Below are 22366 nucleotides of genomic sequence, written 5' to 3'. Positions count from 1 at the left end.
TATTTGTAATAAATATAAATAAGAAAAATACGCAACTCATTTTCATGAGTTTAGTATCAATGACACAAGCAAAAAAGTAATAGACGAGGGCAATTGCTCGTTGAACACACCTAACTCTAACGCAACAGATAGATTTTACCTGTCCCTTTTATAAAACTGTTGTCTCCTGCAGAATCTCGGTGTTTGACATCTTCATGCCTATTCTTCACCGTTACTTGATACAAATATACGCCATTGGACAACCTGTCACCAAACTGGTCGGTACCATCCCAAGCAAATTCCGAAATATTATTTCCTATTCTGATATTTCCCAATTCATCTTTATTGATTTCTCTAACTACCCTGCCTGACACAGTCATGATTTTGATTCTGATATCATCCGGCACTTCTTTACCTGTCAAAGTGAACACAAATCTCATTTGGGTTGTAAAAGGATTAGGATAAGGGTAGAAATTTGTTACAGTACTTTCATTCACCACCGTAAAATCAATTACATAATACTCCTTCCCTGCATGATTGCCCGTCATGTCTTTCGATTGGATCTTAATGGTGTATTTGCCGTCTTTTAAATCCACCGGTCTATACTCAATTGCGGCAACATTATTAATATCTTGAGCAGGTTTAAATGTCAACTCACCCGAAGTAAAATCAATCGGAGCAAACACTTGTGAACCCGGCACCTTTAACAACACCTCAAATCCGGCTGTATCGGTTTGTAACAAGAATTTATTCTCATCTTTAGAGGTAATTAATATGAGCGGATTAGGCGACACAATCTCGCCATTCATGATATGTCTTCCATCAAAAGTAACATCTAATAAAGGATTAAGGTTATCGGTTACTACCAAGAATGGGATACTTAAATAATTATTCAGTAATGAAACTTCCGGTTGCGCCATTTCGGGGTTAAAGAAAATATTAGCCGCATAGCGTCCTGATAACCCTTTTGTACTCATTGTTTGATTTAAAAACACAAACTCCGTTGGCTTCATCGGGTTTCCCTTTTGACTAACTTGCATTAACACATTCTGATTAGATAAATCAACAATTTGGAAGTTATAAAGAACACTGTCCATATCCTTTAATGAGATATTTTGGAATCCAATATTGATTCTAAAAGAATCTCCCTCTTGCAACGTATCTTTATGGAAAGTAAACTGTTGTGCTGTATTAATAGTTCCCTCCGGTCTTTCTTCAAAAGTAACCAGCCAATGTCTGATTTGAGGTGCAGTTCTATCTGTCAAATCCTTAAAATCTGCTTTGAGTTGCAAATAAGGATACATATTAGCATTGATTGAAGAAATATCAACGGTTGACGGTGAAATATTTTGCATCAATAAAAAAGTATTTTTGCTTGAATCCACCCCATAAATTGAGAATTTAATATCATCTGCACTGCCTGATGTCCCTTCCATTGGTCTCCAATCAAAATACGCAGTATTCCATTCTGTAGCCGGACCAATCAATTCCGAAGTTAATGAACCCTGGTCATATCTACCTAAAATTTTCCCTTCAATAGCTGCATATCCCATGGTTGCACTATCTGTCAAGTGCGAAATATTTTCATAAGCAGTTCCTGGAGTCCAGCCTTTGCATCCTATCATAACATAAGAAGCCTGGTTTTTAGGATACCCTTCAAATGAGTTTGCACCCAAAATATTGAGCGTTTGTTTGAGTTGGGTTCCCCATGTGTTCATTTGTGCATCATATCTGGTAAAAAGTGCAACATACGTACCCGCAGGGATATCATTAATCAAAGCATTAAAATCTGCTATTCCGCTACTGTTATTGGCAAAACAATAATAAGCATATTCCTTTGCAGCTTGGAATGGGGGCCAAGTTGCACCCATCCAACATTTGGGGTAAAAATTTCCATCCAAAAATTGCTCTAAGGTATTCCCATCCAATAAAACGGCAATAAAACTTCCGTCTGCTTTTGGGTTTACATCTTGAGACAAAAATCCGGCAAACTTCACTCCTAAATTAGCATGTGAATTTACACGAGTATCCACCCATACAAAACGCTCTGTATTGCCAAACTCAAATTGTTGTTTGATTTTATTAAGAATAATTCTGTTTGTTTGAGATGAGGGGTAGAATTGAGGAAAATCAGATTGCGACCACCCTGAGTGTCCATTCTTGATATAGATAAAGGAACGTTCTTCCCAAAACCCTCCTTGATTTGTTGGCAGGTTTAATCTGCCGCGCCAATAATAGACTTGACTATCATTAGGTAAAATTGGGACTGTCCATGAAGCTAAATTGCCTGTATTAATGGCAGGTTGGGTGCGTTTTAGCCAAGGACTGTTAAATTCAGGAGTAGTATCAATTTCAAAAATAAATTGATTATTCACCTTGAGTAAATTCAGTGATTGGGCAACCAATGTAACGGAATCATCTTGATTGTGAATAGCAAATCTTCGAGGATAAATAAGACTAATCCCATTACCCTCTATATATTTCTCCCAACTGACTTTATTATTTGAGTAGTCACTTTCAATGATGATCTTCTCAGGATTTAATTCTACTTCAAAAATATTGTTTCCGGTTGTTGCAATATCTTTAGTCTTAAAAGTAAAATAAATGGTATCCATAAATGCAACAGCCGGTACACGTATGATATAGTTCTCAATTTTAGCATTTGAGGGCCAAGTCCTTTTGATGGCAATATTAAAAGAGTCCGCAGGGTTATATCTGCCTATGTTACCTACTGCAATGCCCAATCTAAAAGAATCACTTAATGCATTTGTATTAACAGGGTCAAGAAACAAACTGGAAGGGGTAACAAAATAATCAGGCAAAGGCGGGTTATAAATAGTATATGCAGGATCTCCTTGAAAGAAGATAAACGTATTATGCATTCGAGATAAAGGGCTGTTATAATTGAGATTATCTTCAATCGTCTTGTTTAATACCTGCCCCACTGACTTACCAAAGTTTTTATTAAAAATATTTTCATAAAAAGCACGCATTTGTCCTCCAAGTGTACCAAGCTCAGAAACAGAACTTTGTCCAATAAAAATGATAGCACCTTTTTCTTTAGCTCTAACCATTTTTTCACCATAGAACAAACCGCCATTGTTAAACCCAATCGCTGGATTTCCTGCCCTGCAACCATTAAAATACATAACAGGCAACCTTCCTTTGTTGTTATAATCCGTAGTGTCTCCAATATCTACATCTAAAACAGTTGCAGAACCGTGTCCCAAGAATGTAATGAGACTCATACCATCATTAATATTCTTAATAGAATTATTGCGGATATTAATCTCAACAGCTACATCTGCAGCACTCCTGTAATATCCTTGCACATTACCTCCAAAGGGCGGCTGCAAAGGATATACTGAAATATATTCAAGGTAATTTCTAATGATTTTACTTTCTGATCCATCATTACCTCCGCCAAGATGCATGACTCGCTTTTTCCATTGCGCATTAGGCGACTGTTCTTGTCCGATTAATTTCTCTAAATAAAGACCAATATCTGCAGGTTTATCAACAGAGATTCTGCCTGTGGCAAGATATGGTATGGTAAAACTCTTTCCTCCCAATCCCGAAGAGTATAAAATATCAGATGCCGGACTTCCAATAATAGGCACAACATTGAGTTGTTTCATTGAGGCATTTTTTAACAAATCCGGTTGAATACCTCTCCCTAAGAAAAGCAAATATTCAGGATGAGTTGAAGTAGATTTGTCAATCAAAAATTTTAAAAACCTGCGAATTGCAATCGGATGTTCTATACCAAAGCTGAATCCATTATACAACTGCTGAACAGTGTACATATTGGAAGCATAACTTGTTTTTCGATAATTCAAATACGCAGTGGCTTCGCTGCCCATTAATTTCTGGCTTGTGATTATCAGAAAAGTAGTATTGTTGATTGCAAGATCAAAATCAGCAAAATTCACCGCCTCAATTTGAGTAATTGATGAGACCTCTGTACTATCAAAAACTATAAAATCTGACTCGGTTGCAAGAGGCGGATTGACATAGCTAAAAGTCTGCCCTACTCCCATGACAGGATTGATTCTGCGGTTGTTGGTCAAATCATAGACAATAGGATTTTTTTGCGCTAATCCATAATTATACCAATCAACCTGCTTGGCTGATAACGAAGGCTCCATTACTCCTTTCAGAAAGGAAAAGCCTACCATATTAAACTCTCTGGCATATTGCAAACTGGCATAAGAAGGGTTAAATGCTTGTAATGAAACACCCGGAACATTAATAGCTTCCATTTTGATATAAGCCGTATTTGAGCCGCTAATCAATGATTTTGAAAAACTTAAATTCTTATGAATCACACCAAAACCATCGGTAAGCGTATCATACACATTGGAGAAACTTAAATTATTAGGACTAACACTCACAGCCAAATGGTGGTCTGGTATTGCGATATTTTCTGACGATGAAATTACTTTGAACTCAAGTATAGGATTAAATCCCACTGCACTTTGAGCCGGTGCTGACAACGCCAAAGTCCTAAATGTAGCCACAGATGGCGCATAACCAAACCTACTCCCTACCCAACCTTCTGCTTCTGTAAATTCCGGATAATAGAGAGCCACATGAGAAATAATAATCGGATGACCATAATAATAAGTTTCGCTCAAATACTGAGCATTGGTAAACTTAAAATAAGATTCTACCGGATAGACCCCAAGATTCTGAGTGCGTTCTAATGAATATCTTTTACCATTTTGTGGTGCTGAATTAGCGAGATAAGTGATAAAATATGCTGATGTATCTGCATACATGCTGGACATATCATGCAATGGATCTTTGACAGGGTCGGTATAAAAAAGTTCTCTATCTAATTTTCCGTCATTCGGTTTGGCATAAAACTCAATAAAATCATTGAAATTAAAAACCCCGTCTTCCTCACCTCTAAGATGGATGGCTATTTCTACGCCATTATTAAAAACTTGGATCTTTTTGGGGTTGATTGTAGATAAATCAATACCATTTTGAAACAAGATTGTAGAAAGTGTAGTATAGTCCACACGATAAACTCCTTCTTTTGCAATCTTAATTTTAAAATATCTTTGGTCTTTTTTAATCCACTCGTTTCCATAGATTTGCCCAACGGAGTCAATGGACAAAAGCAAAAAACCCATCATGCAGATGAGAGACAATATAAACCCTTTTCTCATTGATTTAAAACCTTTCAAAAATAAACAAAAGATTGAAAAGATAGAGTGCGCACATTTTGAATATATTGAACAAGAAACATCCTATGTCTGAGAAAAAATTCTACTTAATTCCTACCTTGCTTGGCAATGACAGTGCTATCAAGGAACTTACACCATTTAACAAGTCCATTTTAGAAGTTATCGTAACCATTTGGGTAGAGAATGAAAAACCTGCTCGTGCTTTCTTAAAAGCCTGTAACCTCAACCGTCCTATTCAGGACTTTGATATAAGGCAAATTCCCAAAAATGATTTCAACTTGTTGGATATGGATGAAATCAACAACTGTTTCAAATCGGGTACATCTGTGGGTTTTATGTCAGATGCCGGACTACCTTGCATTGCAGACCCCGGAGCCCTACTGGTTAATGCCGCACTCAAATCAGGTTATGAGATTATCCCTCTGGTCGGTGCTTCTTCGCTTATGTTAGGGCTTATGGGCTCCGGTATGAACGGACAACAGTTTGTGTTTCATGGCTATTTACCGGTGCAACCCAAAGAATTAAAAAAAGCGCTGAAAGGCATGGAAAGCGAAGTGCTCAAATCAGGTTATACACAACTATTTATTGAAACTCCTTATAGAAATGACAAACTTCTTGACTCTTTAATAGAACATTTAGCACCACAGATTCGACTATGCTTGGCAAGTAATTTATTGCAAAATGACCAACAGATTCAAACACGCACAATCGCTGAATGGTCTGCATCTAGCCTACAATCGGCAAAATTCCAACGGTTTTCATATTGGGCAGATAATTTACAATCTGTGTATCATAAACAAGAAAACTGATACAACTTGGCTTGACCTTAGTATTGTTTATGCTCTCAGTATTTATCACCGCTCTTCATGAGAATAACTCGCTTGTGCAGCTATTGAAGAACACTTGTAGGCAAACAGATTAGGGATGAGGAATACGTTCTAAAATTTGAAATTCAAAATTGTAAAGATGCTTTTCATCTTTTGGGTGATATTGAGAATACACTAATTTCCACTCTTGAGGGTTAATTTCAGGGAAAAACACATCGGCATCAAAACTGTGATAAACCTTTGTGAGATAAAGTATGTCAGCACTCGGCAACAAGGCTTTAAAAATAGATTCTCCACCCAAAATAAAGACCTTACTATTTTCTTTTGAAGCAATACTTAGTGCATTGTCAATACTGTCTGCCCATTCAACATTGGGATAGTTTTGCGGGGTTTTGCTAATGACAACATTTAACCTGCCCGGCAAGGCTTTGCCAATAGAGTCAAAAGTTTTTCTTCCCATCACTACCGGATACCCTAATGTATTCTTCTTAAACCATTTGAAATCATCCGGTAAATGCCACAGTAATTGGTTATTTAATCCAATTTCATTATGATTCCCAACTGCAACAATTAACGCTATCACACTTTACTTTTTTAACTTAGCTGCATCAAATCCAAAACGAACAGAAAACACATTTGAATAAAGCCCTGCGCTCATATCACCAATTTCCGTAAGGGCGTAGTCAATACAAAAACTTTTGATTTTTATTCCCACTCCAACTGTAGGCATCATGGACGTAATCCTTTTGCCTTTTTTATTCATTTCTTTTTGAATATTTCCCAAGCCCACTCTAAGTGAGATTTTATCCTCTTTATCCTTTAATTTATAACTAAACTCCGCTCCTAATCTGGGATCAATACTAAATGGATTACTCTTGATGAGCGTATTTCTTTTTCCATCTGTAGTAATTTCAAAATCAGTAGAAGTAACAATTTCAAACTTATCTAAATCCCACTTCTTCCCTGCACCTAAAATTAGTCTAGGCAAAGTCAGTTCGAGAGTATGAATCGGAATGTCATTCCCTGTTTGAGCAAAAACTTCTTTATCCCTCTCAGAAAAACTATATCTCCAAGTATTAAAAGTTGTAGTAATATCTTTAGCCATCACACCAAAACTCCATCCATATTTCAATCCTGTTAATCTTGCTCCTGCGTCAAATCCAAAACCCCAGGCAGTAGCAAAAGGACCCGCTTTCCTGTTGATGACTTTCGTATTGACGCCCCAACTTAACTTTGAATCCTCAAGGAAGGAATACCGATGTGAGCCGGGCAATTGCACAGTTTGGGCATAATGCGCCATGAAGGCATAATCTACTGCCGAAAACTGAGTGATACGGTCATAATTAATTTCACCATTCTTGATTAAGTCTAACGTATTCAATATTCCATCAACACCAAACCTTAGGATTGTCAATCCCAAAGCACTGTTTTCGGTAGGTTTTGTTGCTATTCCGAGATAATCATAATTTGCAATTCCTGCAAAATAAGCTGAGTGCATAAACGATGCTTGCACTTTGTCTTGAATATCAACCATCCCGGCAGGATTCCAATAGCCGGCAGTAACATCATCAATCAAAGACACCGCAACATTGCTCATACCCATTGATCTGGCTCCTAATCCAAGATTCAAGAATTCATTGCTGTATTTTGTTGCATTTTGGGCAACAACTTGCTGATAAAAAACTAAAAGTCCTATGGCTAATAATCCGCGTTTTATCATAATTGTTTTGTGTAATACGCCCAATCAAAATGGGAATCTCCCTCTAATTTATTGATAATCGAATGTAAAATAGGCGTATGTGTTTCTTTTAATTCCATAGATAACTCAATTCCTGCGCGTTTATATAGCATCCACAACGCAGCAATCAATTTTTCATTGTTTGCGTAGGCAAAAATAAACTTATCTTGATGTATAAGACCCATACGAGACAAAAAAACAGTTTTAATTACAACATCTTCAAATAATTCATCAACAATGAGTGTATCTAACATAGTGTTTGCCATATCTAGATAAAGACGATTTGCAACCTCCGAATAAGCTTGAACCAACTGTCTATCTATAAGTAATTCAGAGAGAATATGAAACATAAACCAAGTCCTTGGTAACTTGTTTTGAATTCGATATTCATCATAAACCACCTTTAGCATTTTTTCTGCATGCAGAAAAAAACTACTCTGATGAAACATTTTATCTCTTGCAATATGGGCTCTCATCCCATCCACAAAATCAATACTACTTTGTGTATCTCGCTTAACAATCCGGTTGGGAATCTGTTTCCTATATAAATCTCTGAACAAATCAGGGTAAACCAAACCCAAATTAAACCACGGCCTCCCTTCTTGTGAATCTGTAAAATAATGACCAAAAAAATTCATCCTACTTTAAATTGCCAATATCCAAACCGACAAAAGTAAGAGATTCAATGCTTGAATGAATATATGATATAAATCATGTTTTGATTTGACATAAATCATTGAAGGACAACATAATAAAACTCAGCTTTGTAGTGAAACAAACACAATTATAACCATTATGAAAAAGACAATTAATTTATGTATTGCATTTGCAATCTTCGCTTTTGTGTTAGCCTCTTGTAGCTCAAACACCAATACAAGTAACAAAGAATCAAACGCATCACAAACCTCATCTCAACCTATTCAAGGACAATCCGCAGTTGTAGATGATCAATCTGCTAATGATATTGTCAAAGTAGCTGCTTCATCCAAAGACCATACAACATTGGTTGCAGCCATCAAGGCCGTGAACTATTTAGATGTTCTTTCAAATGCAGGTCCTTTTACTGTATTTGCTCCCACCAATGCTGCCTTTGACGCACTTCCTGCCGGCACTTTAGACAATCTTCTCAAACCGGAAAACAGCGACCAATTGATTGATATTCTTGAATACCATGTAACTACAAGTTCTTTGAAGATTGAAAGTTTTAAGGATGGTCAAAACGTTGGCATGGTAAACGGAGGCAATGCAAAAATGACTGTAAAAGATAACAAAGTGCAAATAAACGGTGCTAACATCATCACAAGCATTCCGGCAACAAATGGGATGATTCATGTGATTGATGCTGTTTTATTACCGCCAAACCAATAATTTGTTTTTTTGATTTAGTTTAGGAAAAACGCACTTCGGTGCGTTTTTTTTTGTTCTATGACCTACTCTGAAAAACCTTAACACTTCATGTGTGAATTATGATTCATATTTCAGGACCGTTGGGGCGAAACTTTGAGAAACTCTTTTACAAGTTGAGGTGACACCGATTTTAGGATAAGATATTATTCTTTTCGACTTACGCTTTACACTATCTTTGCGCAGCAATGACCTCACCTGCATTAAAAGATTTAATTGCAAACATCCCACACAATCCGGGTGTCTATAAATACTATGATGAGGAAAATAAAATCATTTACATTGGCAAAGCTAAGAACTTAAAGAAACGTGTTAGCAGCTACTTTAATAAACACCACTTTGAAAATCATAAAACCAAAGTTCTTGTATCAAAAATCAAACGTATTGAATATGTTGTTGTAGAAACTGAGTATGATGCTTTATTGCTCGAAAATTCATTAATCAAACAATACAAACCGCGCTACAACATTAATCTCAAGGACGACAAATCGTATCCTTATATTAAAATCACCAACGAGCGTTTTCCTCGCGTTTTTCCTATTAGAAATCCGATTGATGACGGTAGCAAATATTTTGGACCCTATTCTTCAGTAAAAATGATGAATATTATGCTCGACCTCATCAAGGAACTATATCCCTTACGTAACTGTAATTTGAACCTGAGCGAAGAGAATATCAAAAAAGGGAAATTCAGACTGTGTTTAGAATATTATATCGGCAACTGCAAAGGACCATGTGTTGGACTTCAATCGGAAAATGATTACATACAGAATATCGCCCAAATTGAGCTGCTGCTTAAAGGAAACCTCAATGAAGTGAAAGTGCATTTAAAGAAACAGATGCATGAGGCTGCCAAAAACTTAGCTTTTGAAGACGCTCATAAATACAAGATGCACTTGGATATTGTAGAAAAATTTCAAGCAAAGTCCACTATTGTTCCCCCTACCATCCAAGATGTAGAAGTGTTAAGCGTGGTTAGTGATTCTAACAAAGGTTTTGTAAACTATCTGAGGGTTACAAACGGAATTATTACACGAGCACGTAATTTGGAAATCAAGAAAATATTAAATGAAACAGACGAAGACCTTTTGCTTGCTGCATTTGCAGAAGTACGCACTCTTGATATCAAACATGCTCCTGAGTTAATTCTCCCTATGAATTTAGAACTAAAAATTGCCGGTGTAAAAATTACTATTCCTCAGCGCGGAGATAAAAAAATGCTGCTTGATTTGAGTATAAAGAATGCGTTCTATTACAAAAAAGAGCGTATTAAAATGGCTGAGATTCTCGACCCTGAACAACGCATGAATCGTATTATGGATACAATGCGAGATGACCTGCGTCTGACAGAACAACCCAGACACATTGAATGTTTTGACAATTCAAATTTTCAAGGAACTGATGCAGTATCTGCTTGCGTAGTATTTAAAGATGGTAAACCCTCAAAATCAGATTACAGGCATTTCTTAGTAAAAACTGTTGTGGGTCCTAATGACTTTGCAACAATGCAAGAGGTTATAACACGGAGATACAAAAGATTATTAGAAGAGAACCAAGCATTGCCTCAACTTATCATAGTCGATGGAGGGAAGGGACAATTAAGTTCTGCAGTTGAGGCATTAAAGGCTTTGGATTTATACGGGAAAATTGCCGTTTTGGGAATTGCAAAAAGATTAGAAGAACTCTATTATCCCGAAGACCCTATTCCACTTTATTTAGACAAGAAGTCCGAGACATTGAAAATCATTCAGCAAATGAGAGATGAAGCGCATCGTTTTGGCATTACCCATCACAGGAACAGGAGGAGTAAAACATCTCTTAAATCAGAACTTGACGGCATTAAAGGGATAGGCGATAAAACTAAATCTGCCTTGTTACAGTATTTTAAATCAGTAGAAAACATCAAAAATGCTGAGTTGAAAGAAATTGAACGCCAAATCGGATTACAAAAAGCACATATTGTACACTCCTTTTTTCATTCATAGAAAAGAGAGAATAAATCTGTAAACACCAAGAATGACCACATAGAAACTATTTTATTATTCTATTGGTTAAATGACTTTATCATTTACCTTTGCAATTCTAAAATAAGCACTATGACACTTTTATTTCTAGGTTCAATCGGAGGTTCAGAATGGATAATGATTATTCTTGCTATTCTCTTATTTTTCGGTGGTAGAAAAATCCCTGAACTTATGCGTGGTCTTGGTCAAGGAATCAGAGAATTCAATGACGCAAAGAATAACGTTAAGAAAGAGATTAACGAAGGCATGAAAGAAAAGCCAAAAGACAAAGAATAGCATTCATTTCAAGAAATGATTTCGGATTCCAATTCCCTCTCGGAAATACGATCTTCCCTATTTTCCGGCAAAACGACTTGCGAAGCGTTAGCACAAGAGTATTTGCATAAAATTAAGCAACACGCAGATCTTAATGCCTTTGTAAAGGTATTTGAAGATGAAACACTACAACAAGCAAAAGATTTAGATTTAAAGATTAAAACAGGTAAAGCAGGACGTTTAGCAGGCTTATTTATTGGCATTAAAGACAATATCTGTTACAAAAATCATCCTGTTTCTGCTTCGTCAAATATCTTAAAAGGATTCGAATCTGTTTATAATGCAACAGTTGTCGAGCGCCTATTGGCAGAAGACGCAATCATTATAGGCAGTTTGAATTGTGATGAATTTGCTATGGGTGCATCAAACGAAAACTCAGTGTATGGTCCAGTCAAGAATTTTGCCGACACCACTCGTGTTTCAGGAGGCTCATCCGGAGGACCTGCTGTTGCAGTACAAGCGGGTATGTGTCATGCAAGTCTTGGCTCGGATACAGGAGGCTCTATTCGACAACCGGCTTCTTTTTGCGGACTGTGGGGCTACAAGCCTAGTTATGGCACTGTGTCACGATATGGCTTGATTGCGTATGCATCTTCATTTGACCAGATTGGTCCACTTACAAAATCCGCTGAAGACTTGGCATTGATAATGGAAATCATCTCCGGTAAAGACAACCATGATGCAACTATGTTAGAAGAATGTTCTGATTGTTACTTGGAGCAAAACCAATCCGGAAAAAAACTCTCTTTCGCTGTGCTGAAAGAATGTATTGAAAATAATTCTATTGATAAGGAAGTAAAAGAATACACTTTGAAGGTAATTGAATTGCTCAGAAGTCAAGGTCATACTATCAATATCATTGATTTCCCTTTGATTAACTTTGTAGTCCCTTGTTATTACGCCCTTTCTACAGCCGAAGCCAGTTCAAACTTGTCCCGGTTTAGCGGTTTGTTGTACGGTTTTAGAAGTAAAAACAGCACAGACCTAGATTCAATGTATAAGAAATCACGTTCAGAGGGGTTCGGTAAAGAAGTGAAGAGAAGAATCATGTTGGGCACTTATATGCTTACTTCTGAAAAAGTGGATACGTTTTATACTAAAGCTTTACAAGTACGCAGGCTTATTAAGACGTTTACTGATAACATCTTTGAAACCAATGATTTCATCCTAACGCCTACCACTACAACTCCTGCATTTAAAATCGGAGAGAAAGACAAAGACCCGCTGGCAATGTATTTGGCGGACATATTTACTGTGCATGCAAATTTAGCCGGCATCCCTGCCCTATCTATCCCGGTCGCTAATACTCAAGCAGGACTTCCTTTTGGAATGCAATTAATGGGACCTCAAGGTCATGATCCGGAGTTGATTAAGACCGGTGCTGCCTTTTTTCAAACCTGTAAACAAATCTAAACTCTATGAAATGGGTGCTGCCTTTCGACTGGGACCCTCAATCCAACAAAAGGATAGAATCCAAGAGTACTCTCTTTTTTCTCGGTTCTTGTTTTGCTGAAAATATTGCAGAACAAGTATCACTCAACAGATTAAATGTAACTAAGAATCCTTTTGGCATTTTATACAATCCAATCAGCATGGCACATGTTTTTGCCCATTGTCTTAATGGAAGCACACTGTTAAAAGAGGATTTGTTTTTTCACAATAATCTCTGGCATAGCGAAATGCATCATGTAGCATTTTCAGACACTACGCAAGAAAACACATTACAAAAAATCAACAACGAAATTATAAATGCCGCTGAACAACTGAACAATAGTGATTTTATATTTTTAACATTTGGGACAGCCAAAGTATATAAATCAAAGGCTACGGGTAAAATTGTAGGCAACTGCCATAAAAGACCTTTATCTGACTTTGAAACATCAATGTTAGATGTAGCAACCATTATGAACCAATGGGACAACCTAATCACTCAATGTCCAGACAAAGAATTTTACCTTAGCATAAGCCCTGTTAGGTATGTCAGAGAAGGATTAATAGAGTCAAATCATAGCAAAGCAATACTGAGAATAGCAATACAACAATTGATTGCTAAACATCCAAACGTATATTATTTCCCCGCGTTTGAACTGATTACAGATGTGTTAAGAGATTATCGGTTCTATCATTCAGACTTGGTACATCCCAATGCACAAGCAATTGAGTTCGTATATGATTTTTTTCACAGTAAATTGTTTGCTGAGCAAACCAAACAGTATGTTACTGAATGGAGAAAAATAGATGCCATGTTTAAACATAAAGCATTACAACCTGAATCACCTCAATGGCGAGAATTTGAAATAAAACGCAAAAATGCTTTAGAGAGTTTTAATAAGAAGTGGCATTAGATTATTTTCCACTTTCATACCCTATATCAATTTTTGTTGGATAATTATCAGCAGCAGTAGTTGCCAACACATCGCAACGTTCATTATAAACATTCCCATCATGTCCTTTTACCCAATGAAATGAAATGTGGTGTAATTGCGCTAATTCTAAAAATTGCTTCCACAAGTCCACATTCTTCTTGTCTTTAAAACCGGTCTTAATCCATGATTTTAACCACCCTTTGTTGACAGCATCACACACATATTTGCTATCTGTATAAACAGCAATATCCATATTAATTCTTTTGAGTTTCTTAAGTGCCTCAATCACTGCCATTAATTCCATGCGATTATTGGTAGTATTTCGGAATCCTTCAGAAATTTCAAGCTGTTTATCTCCATAAATTAATACTGCGCCATATCCTCCGGGTCCGGGATTGCCTCGCGCAGCACCATCGGTATAAACAATAAGTTTGGTCTTTTCTGGCTTATTCATCTATGCTCTTTTTAATAATGGAGACTCAATTAACTCTGCAACCACAAATGTACTTCCTCCTATAAAAATCAAATCTGTGTTTGCTGCCATTTTTATTGCCTGTTCTAATGCTTCATGGCAACTCGAATATGCATTACCGTTTAATCCATGCTCCACTCCTTCTTTTCTCAATTCAATTTCATTCAGCCCTCTCGGCACATTAGGTTTACAATAATAATAGGTTGCATTTAGGGGTAAAATATTCCATATTTTATCTCTCTTTTTATCCTGCATCATTCCTATTACAAAGTGAAGTTTGGAAAATCGTTCTGCCATTAACTGTTCAACCACAAATTTAAGTCCATCTTCGTTATGACCTGTATCCGCAATAATTTTAGGGTTCTCACCCAAAATATCCCACCTACCTCTCAGCCCAGTCAGTTCTTTTACATGTGTAAGTGCATATAGAATATTTTCATTTTTAAATTCAAATCCGCAATCCGACTCTAAGATTTGGATGGTTGCTAAAATTGTTTTGATATTTTCCTTTTGATAATTGCCTTTTAATTGAAACTCAAAATTGCTTTCCTCTTTCACAATATCCTTTGATAAATACAATCTGCTGTTGGTTTGTTTGGCTTTATTTTCAAAAATAAAATGAATATCCGGTTGATACCTGCCTATTACTACAGGGACACGGTTTTTGATTATTCCGGCTTTCTCAGTAGCTATTTTTTCAAGTGTATCACCCAATATGTCCGTATGGTCAAAAGAAATATTCGTAATAACGGACAGTTGCGGACAAATAATATTGGTTGAATCTAATCTGCCGCCAAGCCCTGTCTCGATTACTGCCACATCGATTTTTTGTTCGGCAAACCAAGAAAAAGCGATTACCTGCGTAATCTCAAAAAAAGATGGTCGCAGCTCTTCAATCATCGTTTTGTGCTGCTTTACAAAATTCACTACAAACTCTTGTGACGCCATTACACCATCAACCCTCATTCTTTCTCTAAAGTCGGTTAGATGAGGCGAAGTGTACAATCCTGTTTTATAGCCATTAGCCTGTAAAACTGCTGCAACTGAATGACTAACTGATCCTTTGCCGTTTGTACCGGCAATATGTACCGATTTGAAGTGCTCATGCGGATTTTCAAGCGCTGCTGAAAGTTTAGTTATATTTTCAAGCGAATATTTTAATGCTTTACTTCCATCACGAGAGAAAATCGGCAATTTTGAGAACAGATACTCAACAGTTTGGTTAAACTCTTCCTGTTTAAGATTGTTCACAAAGAATACGGTTAATTTTTAATGGTAATGGTGATTTCACCAATGGTATTCATATTTTCATTAGAAGAGGACAGTTTTACCTTCTTCACTAAGGCAACCGCTTCAGCCATTAAGCAGGGATCGGAAACATTAGTACCTCTTTCACCTGTAGTGGGATTAAGCACATTTACTACTGTGCCATTCGGTGCTACTTCTACTTTAAAAACTACACGACCACCTTTGGCATTGGTGCATGCACTTCTGATAGTAGGCGCAAAACTTATTCTACGATTTCCAAACCCTTGTCCCAATTTGAACCCATCTCCAGTTCCCGAACCTGAACCGGAACCTACACCATCACCTCCTCCTCCGCTGCCTCCCGTTGGCGAATTACCTTTACCATCGGGATTACCTTGTGTACCGGTATTTTGACCGTTTCCTTGACCTTTGCTGTCTTTTGATGACTTAAATAAATTATCTAAATCATTTGATATTTGTGGTTCAGGCTGCTTAGGTTGTTCTTGTGTTTGTGGTGTCGTTTGTGTCTGACGCGGTTTATCTTTTTTATTATTCAGGGTAACACCATCATTTTGATTGGTGGTAAAATTATCATCCGGTTCAATTTGCTGTGGTTGCACAGGTACAACTCTTTCACTGGCAGGACTATTATCAGGTCCACCGTGATTGGGGTCTCCCATTTGTACTTCAACTCCACCGCCACCTTCTTCACTGTCCTCATTTAGGGCATTGCGAAATCCTGCAAAAATCAAAAGTAAGATCAGTAACAACGTCATAATACCGGTAAAAAAACCAGCTTTGACTTTATCTTCTTTTTCGTTTTTACTTGAAAATACTTGCATAATTGAACATGTTTTTAGTTGAAACGTAAGCTATCTACTTTTTCGTATCCTTTTCCAATGCAAGTACAACTTTTGCTCCCATATCATCCGCCATTTTCACCAATTCCATTACTCTCTCGTATTGCACTCGTTTATCACCATAGACAGCAACAACCGCTTCAGGGTTACTGCTTAATGCTGCTTGTATGGCAGAAGGTAAATTGTCATAAGATAAAATTTTATCATCCACTGAATACCTGCCATCATCAGTAACAGCTACTTTAATACTTTTAGTTGTCAATTTTTTATCTGGATTTGCTTTGGGCAGCAACACTCTCAGTACTGGTTCGCGAACAACCGAAGAAGTCAAAATAAAGAAAATGAGCAACAAGAATACAATATCCGTCATGGACGACATACTGAATTCTGTACTGATTTTTGATTTTCTCTTTAAGGACATAATGCAATAAAATTAAGTCAGCAAATATTATTCAGCCGGTTGCTGAAGCAGGTCGAGAAATTCTACTGAAGCAACTTCCATTTTGTAAATTACCTTTTCAATCATACCTGTTAGCAAGTTATATCCTAAATAAGCTAAAATACCCACAATAAGCCCCGCAACTGTAGTAACCATTGCTTGATATAACCCGGAACTTAAATCACCGGGAGTTACAGAATCTCCTGCAAGTGCTAATGAATGGAAAGTAAGAATCATTCCTGTAACAGTACCTAAGAAACCAAGCATTGGCGCTGCTCCTGCGATGGTAGCGAGGAAAGGCATCCTCTTTTCTAATTTGTAAATTTCTAACTTACCTGTATTTTCAACAGCCGCACTAATATCGTTCAAGGGTCTGCCAATGCGAGAAATACCTTTTGCAACCATTCGTGCAGCCGGTGAATCTGTTTTTTCACATAACTTTTGAGCTCCGGCTATATTGTCATTCAACACCATATCCTTTATGGTAGCCATAAAATTAGGGTCTAACTTACCCGCTCTTTTGATATTTAGATATCGTTCGGTCATTAAATAAATGGCGAAAATGAGCATCAACCCGATTGGAATCATTATAGGACCACCGGTGAGCATTAAATCCCAAAGTCTAAGTTCTTCGTCTTGGGGTGCGGTGTTTACAACCGCTTCTACTGTTCCTTCCGCTTGTTGGATTTGCAGTAATGTGAATAAGAATAGTTGATTCATGTATTATTTAAATGATGTGATGTGTGCTTGAGGTATTACTTTTTGAACTGCTTGCAAGTACATTTCTGCTGCTTCTATTGAAGAGAATTTTCCGCACTGAATTCTTGTCAGCCTACTATCTTCAGGCTTAACAGGAAAAACATCAAATCCGTTTTGTTTTAAAACTTCCACTCTTCTTTGTGCGTTATCTTCATGCAGAAATGCACCTGCCAAAATAGTGTAAATACCTTCTTCGCCAAGATTTTCATCTACATCATTTGTCGCAGGTTGTACAAAATTTTGCACACCCTGCTCAGTATTTATTTCATTTATTGTTTCTTCTTGAATCGGAGATTCTATTGTAGTTGTGTCTTCAATAACTTCACTTTCATCAGGCATATCAGCAGAATCTTCAAGAAAAATGTTTTCTTCCTGTTGATTTGTTTCTTCATTTATTACAACGGGAGCCGTATCTGCCATTGGGATAATCCTTGCTTGTTGAAACAACTCAAAACTATTGTTATTAAAAACAGTAATATACAATGCAGCTCCTACTCCGATAAGGAGAAGCAAAGAAGCTGCTATTTTTAAAGGCAAGCGTTTTTTCTTGTTCTGTTGTGCAAGTTGCAATGTGGGTTGAACAACTTCCTTTTCATACTGTGCACTTAATGCTTCTTCTTTTTTATGTGTTTGCGAAACATCTTTGATTATTGCCTTTGCAATTATTGTTTCAAGTCCAAAAGTTTTTCTTGAAAAATTTAAGGATGGATTCGGTGAAAACCATTTCTTACCTTCTGCATTGACGAAAAATGTTCCCAAAATTCCAAAAGTAAATCTACCGTCTAACGTAATTTGTCTTTCAGTATCTTTCACCCATTGGGTTAATAAATCAATTGCATTTTGATATGAAATAGACTTTTCGGATGCAATATGGTTTGCCAATAAGCCATCATTTTGCTGTAAGGCAACATTAAAAAACAAAGTAGTTCCCTGTGGCTTAATAGAGTTCGCATACTTATCAAGCACAGTAGGATTCTCTCTCTTGATAAAACCTCCAAAGTCAGGAATGATAACACAGTCGTTATCATATAAAAGACTCTGAATATTATTTTCCGGATTTATCATGAGCGAGTGTCTTAGAGCAAACAAAAATAAAAAATTACTGTGTTACTTGTGCAATTTTACTTTTACCTGAATATTGACCTGCTTTTAATCTCTTTTGAACTTCAGTAAATGCAGCAATAGTCTCATTCACATCATCCAAAGTATGCGCAGCAGTTGGTATCAATCTGAGGAGGATTACACCTTTGGGTACAACAGGATAAACCACAATAGAACAGAAGATGTTAAAATTCTCTCTTAAATCTAATGTAAGATATGTTGCTTCTTCTACTGTCCCATTAAGCATCACAGGAGTAACAGGGGTGTTAGTATTTCCTATGTTGAACCCTGCTTGTTTTAATCCATTCTGCAATGCACGCACAATAGTCCAAAGTTTTTCCTTATGCTCCGGCTGTGTTCTAAGCAATTCAAGACGTTTGATAGCAGAAACGACAATAGGCATAGGCAGTGATTTTGCAAAAATCTGAGAACGCATATTATATCTTAAATAGTCAATCACAGGCTTTTTACCTGCTACAAACGCACCAATTAATGCAATAGACTTGGCAAATGTTGAGAAGTATAAATCAATTTCATCTTGCACTCCTTGTTCTTCTCCTGTTCCTGCCCCACTTGATCCCATGGTTCCAAAACCGTGAGCATCATCAACAAACAATCTAAACTCATATTTCTTTTTCAATGCCGTGATTTCTTTTAGCTTTCCTTGGCTGCCTGTCATTCCAAATACACCTTCTGTAATTACTAATATACCACCTCCGGTCTGCTCAACAACTTTTTGAGCATGTCCTAATTGCTTTTCAAGACTTTCTATGTTGTTGTGTGTATATACAAATCTCTTTCCTGCATGTAAACGCACTCCATCAATAATACAAGCATGTGATTCAGCATCATACACAATGACATCATGACGACCTACAATCGCATCAATAATAGACACCACACCTTGATATCCATAATTCAACAGAAAACAATCTTCTTTTTTTACAAAGTCTGCAAGATTTTTTTCAAGGAGTTCATGATTATCTGAGTTACCGCTCATCATTCTCGCCCCCATAGGCAAGGCAAGTCCAAATTCTTTAGCAGAGTCTGCATCTACTTTTCTTACCTCAGGTAAATTTGCCAATCCAAGGTAGTTGTTCAAACTCCAAATCAATAATTTTTTCCCTCTAAACACCATTCTATTTGAAATCTCTCCTTCCAATTTTGGGAAAGTAAAATATCCGTGTGCCTCTTTATGATATGTTCCCAAAGGACCCATATTCTCTTGAAATTTTTTAAATATATCTGCCATTGCTTTGTGTTAAATTTTGTGCCGCAAAAGTAACAATATTAAATTGCATTTTGAAATGCACATACGGATAAAAAACACGGTGCTATCCTTTTGATAATCTTTGCTTCCAATAATCATATAACGGTGGTTTCGTACCGCTTGCATCAGCAATTCTTATTAGAATTTCAAGCGCAACAAAATTATCAGGGTTGAGTTTAAGTGTTCTGAGTGCAGTTTGATTAGCATTCTTGATATCACCCGTCAGATAATACAATTTTGCCTGCAACCCCATGGCTACATCATCGCGAGAATCAAGTTCCAAGACGTTGTAGAGACTTTGTTGTGCTTTGGCATATTGACGTGTATCAATTTCTAATGAAATTAGAGCATCCCAAAAAGGTGAAAAAGTGGATTTGAGCTTAACAGCTCTATCCATCCATTGGATAGCGGTCTTTGGATTATGGGTGTTCTCAAATGCTTTTGCAACCCTATAATAAGTCCATCCATCTTTTACTGAATCCTCCTGAATTTTTCCTGCAAGTAGGGTAATTGCAGTGAATTCATTGGATGTGTAGTGGTAATAAATCTTTAACACCAACGCATATTGAGAGTTTCCTAACTGGTCATAAAGTTCTTTTGCTTTAGCTAGATACAAAGGATTTTGTTCAAATTTTTCATAATATGACACATAACCCACAAAAGTTGAAGCAACATCTGCTTGCTTTGTATTTATAGGTCTTAACCCCAACAACTTACCTTTTCCGGCAGCACCTTTATTGTCATAATTTTTACGTATGTAATGGTCATGCACCGTAACGTGAGGAATATCGACAGCCCCTGTTCTGGGCATGTGACATGACACACAATTATTGTTTTTTAACCGAATATTTTCAACCATTTCGGAACAAACAGTCTTGGGTGTCGTGTGGCAAGATTTACAAGTTTGATTAAAATGGTCATCTTGCATAGTGCGTACACTCACATGCGGGTCGTGACAGGTAATACAAGTAAAACTCAATTCCGGATTATATGATTCGGTATTACCCTTGTTAGAAACAATAAAACATTGACTCATTTGCAGTCTTTCTGAATGTGCCCCCATACGAAACTCTTCTGCTTCGCTATAGTTGGGTGCAAATACTGTAAAAACAGAGCTTAATGACATACCCGGCTTAAAATCATAAAAGGTTTTTCCCGGTTTCAACACATTATTTCCTTGTAAATGACAACGCTGACAAACATCTGTCTGAAGATTGTACGGCAACCGTTTTGGGTTTACAATAGAAGAGTCAAATTGATGAGGGTTATTAATAAATTCTGCTGACTGTCTGCGTGCAACATGCAATTCGCCCGGTCCATGACACCTTTCACAATTGATACCTTCCGGAATTTCAAAAAATCTGTTATAGGACAAGGCATCCGGCTTAGGGTATGCGTTATGACACGTCATACATTCCGATTCAATCCTTCTTTCAAATCTTGAATTATTACCTCTAAATCCGGGTGGCAAATCCCAAATTTCATTTTGAGTGTAAAATGTCATTGGAGCCTGAAACACAAACCCGTTTCGCTGTATCATGTGTGAATTGGTATGATGACCCGAACCTATTATATAATCAATCCTTTCTTTGCGTTGATAGACGGTATCTTGATTCACAATCCTAAATTCCTTTATAAAGAAATCATCTCCTTCCCAAAATGAAAGGTAATGCAAATCTTTGAGTGTGTCATAAACATATCCATTTCCGTGTCCAAAACTGCTGCTCTTTTGCTTGGTCGCCTTTCCAAAAGACATCCCCATTTCAGTATGTGAAAAACTCTCAAATTTGTCTGCATGACAAGCTCTACAGACATTACTACCAACATATTTAACGGAATCATGGAGATTAAGATAAGGACTATTGATAGCAGTATGAGCATCTTGAACTTGCTGACTGCCTTGTTGATTGCATTGAACCATTACAATGACAATAAAAACAATAACTGCCACGACTCGGTATTTGACCTGCAATCTATGAATCATCCTCTCCCACTGCAAGATTACAAAAAAAGTAAGAATGAAACAGGATACTTTTCCGTTCTCTCAAACAATCCTAATACGAGCCTTTAGTCAGACAACAAGGAGACTCGATGTTTTCTAAAAAAATAATCAACAAAAAGGTTCGTCAGGACTTGGAAAGGGCAAATTGAAATCATACTTTTGCAGCGGCAAGCGGGAACGACCAGCTCCTGTCTCACTCCCCCAGGCAGGGAACTGAGCAAGGGCAGACGGTTGTAGCGGTGCGATTCTTTGCTTGCCTTTTTTTATGGAAGCGGAGAAAGACAAATTCACACCCCCCAGACACAATGAAGAGCACTTTTATCATCCGCATGAAAAAACAATGGGTGGTTGTTGCAGCATTCTCCTT

18 protein-coding genes are annotated in these 22366 nt (G+C 37.1%); 6 read left to right on the top strand and 12 right to left on the bottom strand.

Annotation, left to right across the window (positions count from 1 at the left end; all coding sequences use genetic code 11):
- Positions 1–116: 116 nt before the first annotated feature.
- Positions 117–5156 carry a C25 family cysteine peptidase gene (locus M0R38_03800; GenBank protein ID MCK9480872.1) on the bottom strand — a complete coding sequence of 1680 codons (5040 nt, stop codon included), beginning with the start codon at positions 5154–5156 and terminating at the stop codon, positions 117–119.
- A 56-nt stretch (positions 5157–5212) separates the two neighbouring features.
- Between M0R38_03800 and M0R38_03795 the strand changes: the two genes are divergently transcribed.
- The gene (locus M0R38_03795) at positions 5213–5983 is read left to right on the top strand and encodes an SAM-dependent methyltransferase (protein ID MCK9480871.1); all 771 of its coding nucleotides are present in this window, start codon (positions 5213–5215) and stop codon (positions 5981–5983) included.
- Positions 5984–6092: 109 nt separating this feature from the next.
- On the opposite strand, the gene M0R38_03790 is transcribed toward M0R38_03795, so the two are convergent.
- The 3 genes from M0R38_03790 to M0R38_03780 are packed head-to-tail and all read right to left on the bottom strand — an operon-like array spanning position 6093 to position 8377.
- Positions 6093–6584 (bottom strand): dihydrofolate reductase, encoded by a 492-nt coding sequence (locus M0R38_03790; GenBank protein ID MCK9480870.1) that lies wholly within the window; start codon positions 6582–6584, stop codon positions 6093–6095.
- 3 nt (positions 6585–6587) lie between these two features.
- Positions 6588–7721, bottom strand: a complete 1134-nt coding sequence (locus tag M0R38_03785) for a hypothetical protein (GenBank protein ID MCK9480869.1) — start codon at positions 7719–7721, stop codon at positions 6588–6590.
- Positions 7718–8377: a hypothetical protein gene (locus tag M0R38_03780; GenBank protein MCK9480868.1), complete on the bottom strand. Its 660-nt coding sequence runs from the start codon at positions 8375–8377 to the stop codon at positions 7718–7720. Before M0R38_03780 ends, M0R38_03785 begins: the two co-directional genes overlap by 4 nt.
- A 157-nt stretch (positions 8378–8534) precedes the next feature.
- Between M0R38_03780 and M0R38_03775 the strand changes: the two genes are divergently transcribed.
- From M0R38_03775 to M0R38_03755, 5 genes are all read left to right on the top strand, one after another.
- Positions 8535–9107: a fasciclin domain-containing protein gene (locus M0R38_03775; protein MCK9480867.1), complete on the top strand. Its 573-nt coding sequence runs from the start codon at positions 8535–8537 to the stop codon at positions 9105–9107.
- Between the two features lie 224 nt (positions 9108–9331).
- On the top strand, positions 9332–11128 hold the full coding sequence (gene uvrC, locus M0R38_03770; GenBank protein MCK9480866.1) for an excinuclease ABC subunit UvrC: 1797 nt from the start codon (positions 9332–9334) through the stop codon (positions 11126–11128).
- A gap of 111 nt (positions 11129–11239) precedes the next feature.
- Positions 11240–11443: a twin-arginine translocase TatA/TatE family subunit gene (locus M0R38_03765; GenBank protein ID MCK9480865.1), complete on the top strand. Its 204-nt coding sequence runs from the start codon at positions 11240–11242 to the stop codon at positions 11441–11443.
- An 18-nt stretch (positions 11444–11461) separates the two neighbouring features.
- Positions 11462–12895, top strand: coding sequence for an Asp-tRNA(Asn)/Glu-tRNA(Gln) amidotransferase subunit GatA (gene gatA / locus M0R38_03760; GenBank protein MCK9480864.1), 1434 nt, complete (start codon positions 11462–11464; stop codon positions 12893–12895).
- A 5-nt stretch (positions 12896–12900) separates the two neighbouring features.
- Entirely contained in the window at positions 12901–13827 is a 927-nt protein-coding gene (locus M0R38_03755; GenBank protein MCK9480863.1) for a GSCFA domain-containing protein, read from the top strand.
- 1 nt (position 13828) lies between these two features.
- Here M0R38_03755 and rnhA read toward each other — a convergent pair whose 3' ends face one another.
- The 8 genes from rnhA to M0R38_03715 form a co-directional block, all read right to left on the bottom strand.
- Complete coding sequence (gene rnhA / locus M0R38_03750) at positions 13829–14302, bottom strand: ribonuclease HI (protein MCK9480862.1); 474 nt, start codon at positions 14300–14302, stop codon at positions 13829–13831.
- Positions 14303–15571: a Mur ligase family protein gene (locus tag M0R38_03745; protein MCK9480861.1), complete on the bottom strand. Its 1269-nt coding sequence runs from the start codon at positions 15569–15571 to the stop codon at positions 14303–14305.
- A gap of 11 nt (positions 15572–15582) precedes the next feature.
- Positions 15583–16410, bottom strand: a complete 828-nt coding sequence (locus tag M0R38_03740; GenBank protein MCK9480860.1) for a hypothetical protein — start codon at positions 16408–16410, stop codon at positions 15583–15585.
- Positions 16411–16444: 34 nt separating this feature from the next.
- On the bottom strand, positions 16445–16849 hold the full coding sequence (locus M0R38_03735; protein MCK9480859.1) for a biopolymer transporter ExbD: 405 nt from the start codon (positions 16847–16849) through the stop codon (positions 16445–16447).
- A gap of 27 nt (positions 16850–16876) precedes the next feature.
- Positions 16877–17587 carry a MotA/TolQ/ExbB proton channel family protein gene (locus tag M0R38_03730; GenBank protein ID MCK9480858.1) on the bottom strand — a complete coding sequence of 237 codons (711 nt, stop codon included), beginning with the start codon at positions 17585–17587 and terminating at the stop codon, positions 16877–16879.
- Between the two features lie 3 nt (positions 17588–17590).
- Positions 17591–18691: an SPOR domain-containing protein gene (locus M0R38_03725; protein MCK9480857.1), complete on the bottom strand. Its 1101-nt coding sequence runs from the start codon at positions 18689–18691 to the stop codon at positions 17591–17593.
- 34 nt (positions 18692–18725) lie between these two features.
- On the bottom strand, positions 18726–19979 hold the full coding sequence (locus M0R38_03720) for a pyridoxal phosphate-dependent aminotransferase family protein (GenBank protein MCK9480856.1): 1254 nt from the start codon (positions 19977–19979) through the stop codon (positions 18726–18728).
- Between the two features lie 82 nt (positions 19980–20061).
- Positions 20062–21948 (bottom strand): tetratricopeptide repeat protein, encoded by a 1887-nt coding sequence (locus M0R38_03715; GenBank protein ID MCK9480855.1) that lies wholly within the window; start codon positions 21946–21948, stop codon positions 20062–20064.
- Positions 21949–22366 lie beyond the last annotated feature (418 nt).

This window comes from Bacteroidia bacterium (genome assembly GCA_023228875.1).
GTDB lineage: Bacteria > Bacteroidota > Bacteroidia > NS11-12g > UBA955 > JALOAG01.
The sequence above is the reverse complement of the archived record's forward strand: the minus strand, read 5'-3'. Positions and strand labels throughout refer to the sequence as shown.

What these genes read in the sequence shown, in the direction of transcription:
- rnhA (MCK9480862.1), bottom strand. Translation starts at nt 14,302, where the DNA reads ATGAATAAGCCAGAAAAGACCAAACTTATTGTTTATACCGATGGTGCT.
- M0R38_03800 (MCK9480872.1), bottom strand. Translation starts at nt 5,156, where the DNA reads ATGAGAAAAGGGTTTATATTGTCTCTCATCTGCATGATGGGTTTTTTG.
- M0R38_03730 (MCK9480858.1), bottom strand. Translation starts at nt 17,587, where the DNA reads ATGAATCAACTATTCTTATTCACATTACTGCAAATCCAACAAGCGGAA.
- M0R38_03765 (MCK9480865.1), top strand. Translation starts at nt 11,240, where the DNA reads ATGACACTTTTATTTCTAGGTTCAATCGGAGGTTCAGAATGGATAATG.
- M0R38_03775 (MCK9480867.1), top strand. Translation starts at nt 8,535, where the DNA reads ATGAAAAAGACAATTAATTTATGTATTGCATTTGCAATCTTCGCTTTT.
- M0R38_03740 (MCK9480860.1), bottom strand. Translation starts at nt 16,410, where the DNA reads ATGCAAGTATTTTCAAGTAAAAACGAAAAAGAAGATAAAGTCAAAGCT.
- M0R38_03755 (MCK9480863.1), top strand. Translation starts at nt 12,901, where the DNA reads ATGAAATGGGTGCTGCCTTTCGACTGGGACCCTCAATCCAACAAAAGG.
- M0R38_03720 (MCK9480856.1), bottom strand. Translation starts at nt 19,979, where the DNA reads ATGGCAGATATATTTAAAAAATTTCAAGAGAATATGGGTCCTTTGGGA.
- M0R38_03780 (MCK9480868.1), bottom strand. Translation starts at nt 8,377, where the DNA reads ATGAATTTTTTTGGTCATTATTTTACAGATTCACAAGAAGGGAGGCCG.
- M0R38_03725 (MCK9480857.1), bottom strand. Translation starts at nt 18,691, where the DNA reads ATGATAAATCCGGAAAATAATATTCAGAGTCTTTTATATGATAACGAC.
- M0R38_03735 (MCK9480859.1), bottom strand. Translation starts at nt 16,849, where the DNA reads ATGTCCTTAAAGAGAAAATCAAAAATCAGTACAGAATTCAGTATGTCG.
- M0R38_03785 (MCK9480869.1), bottom strand. Translation starts at nt 7,721, where the DNA reads ATGATAAAACGCGGATTATTAGCCATAGGACTTTTAGTTTTTTATCAG.
- uvrC (MCK9480866.1), top strand. Translation starts at nt 9,332, where the DNA reads ATGACCTCACCTGCATTAAAAGATTTAATTGCAAACATCCCACACAAT.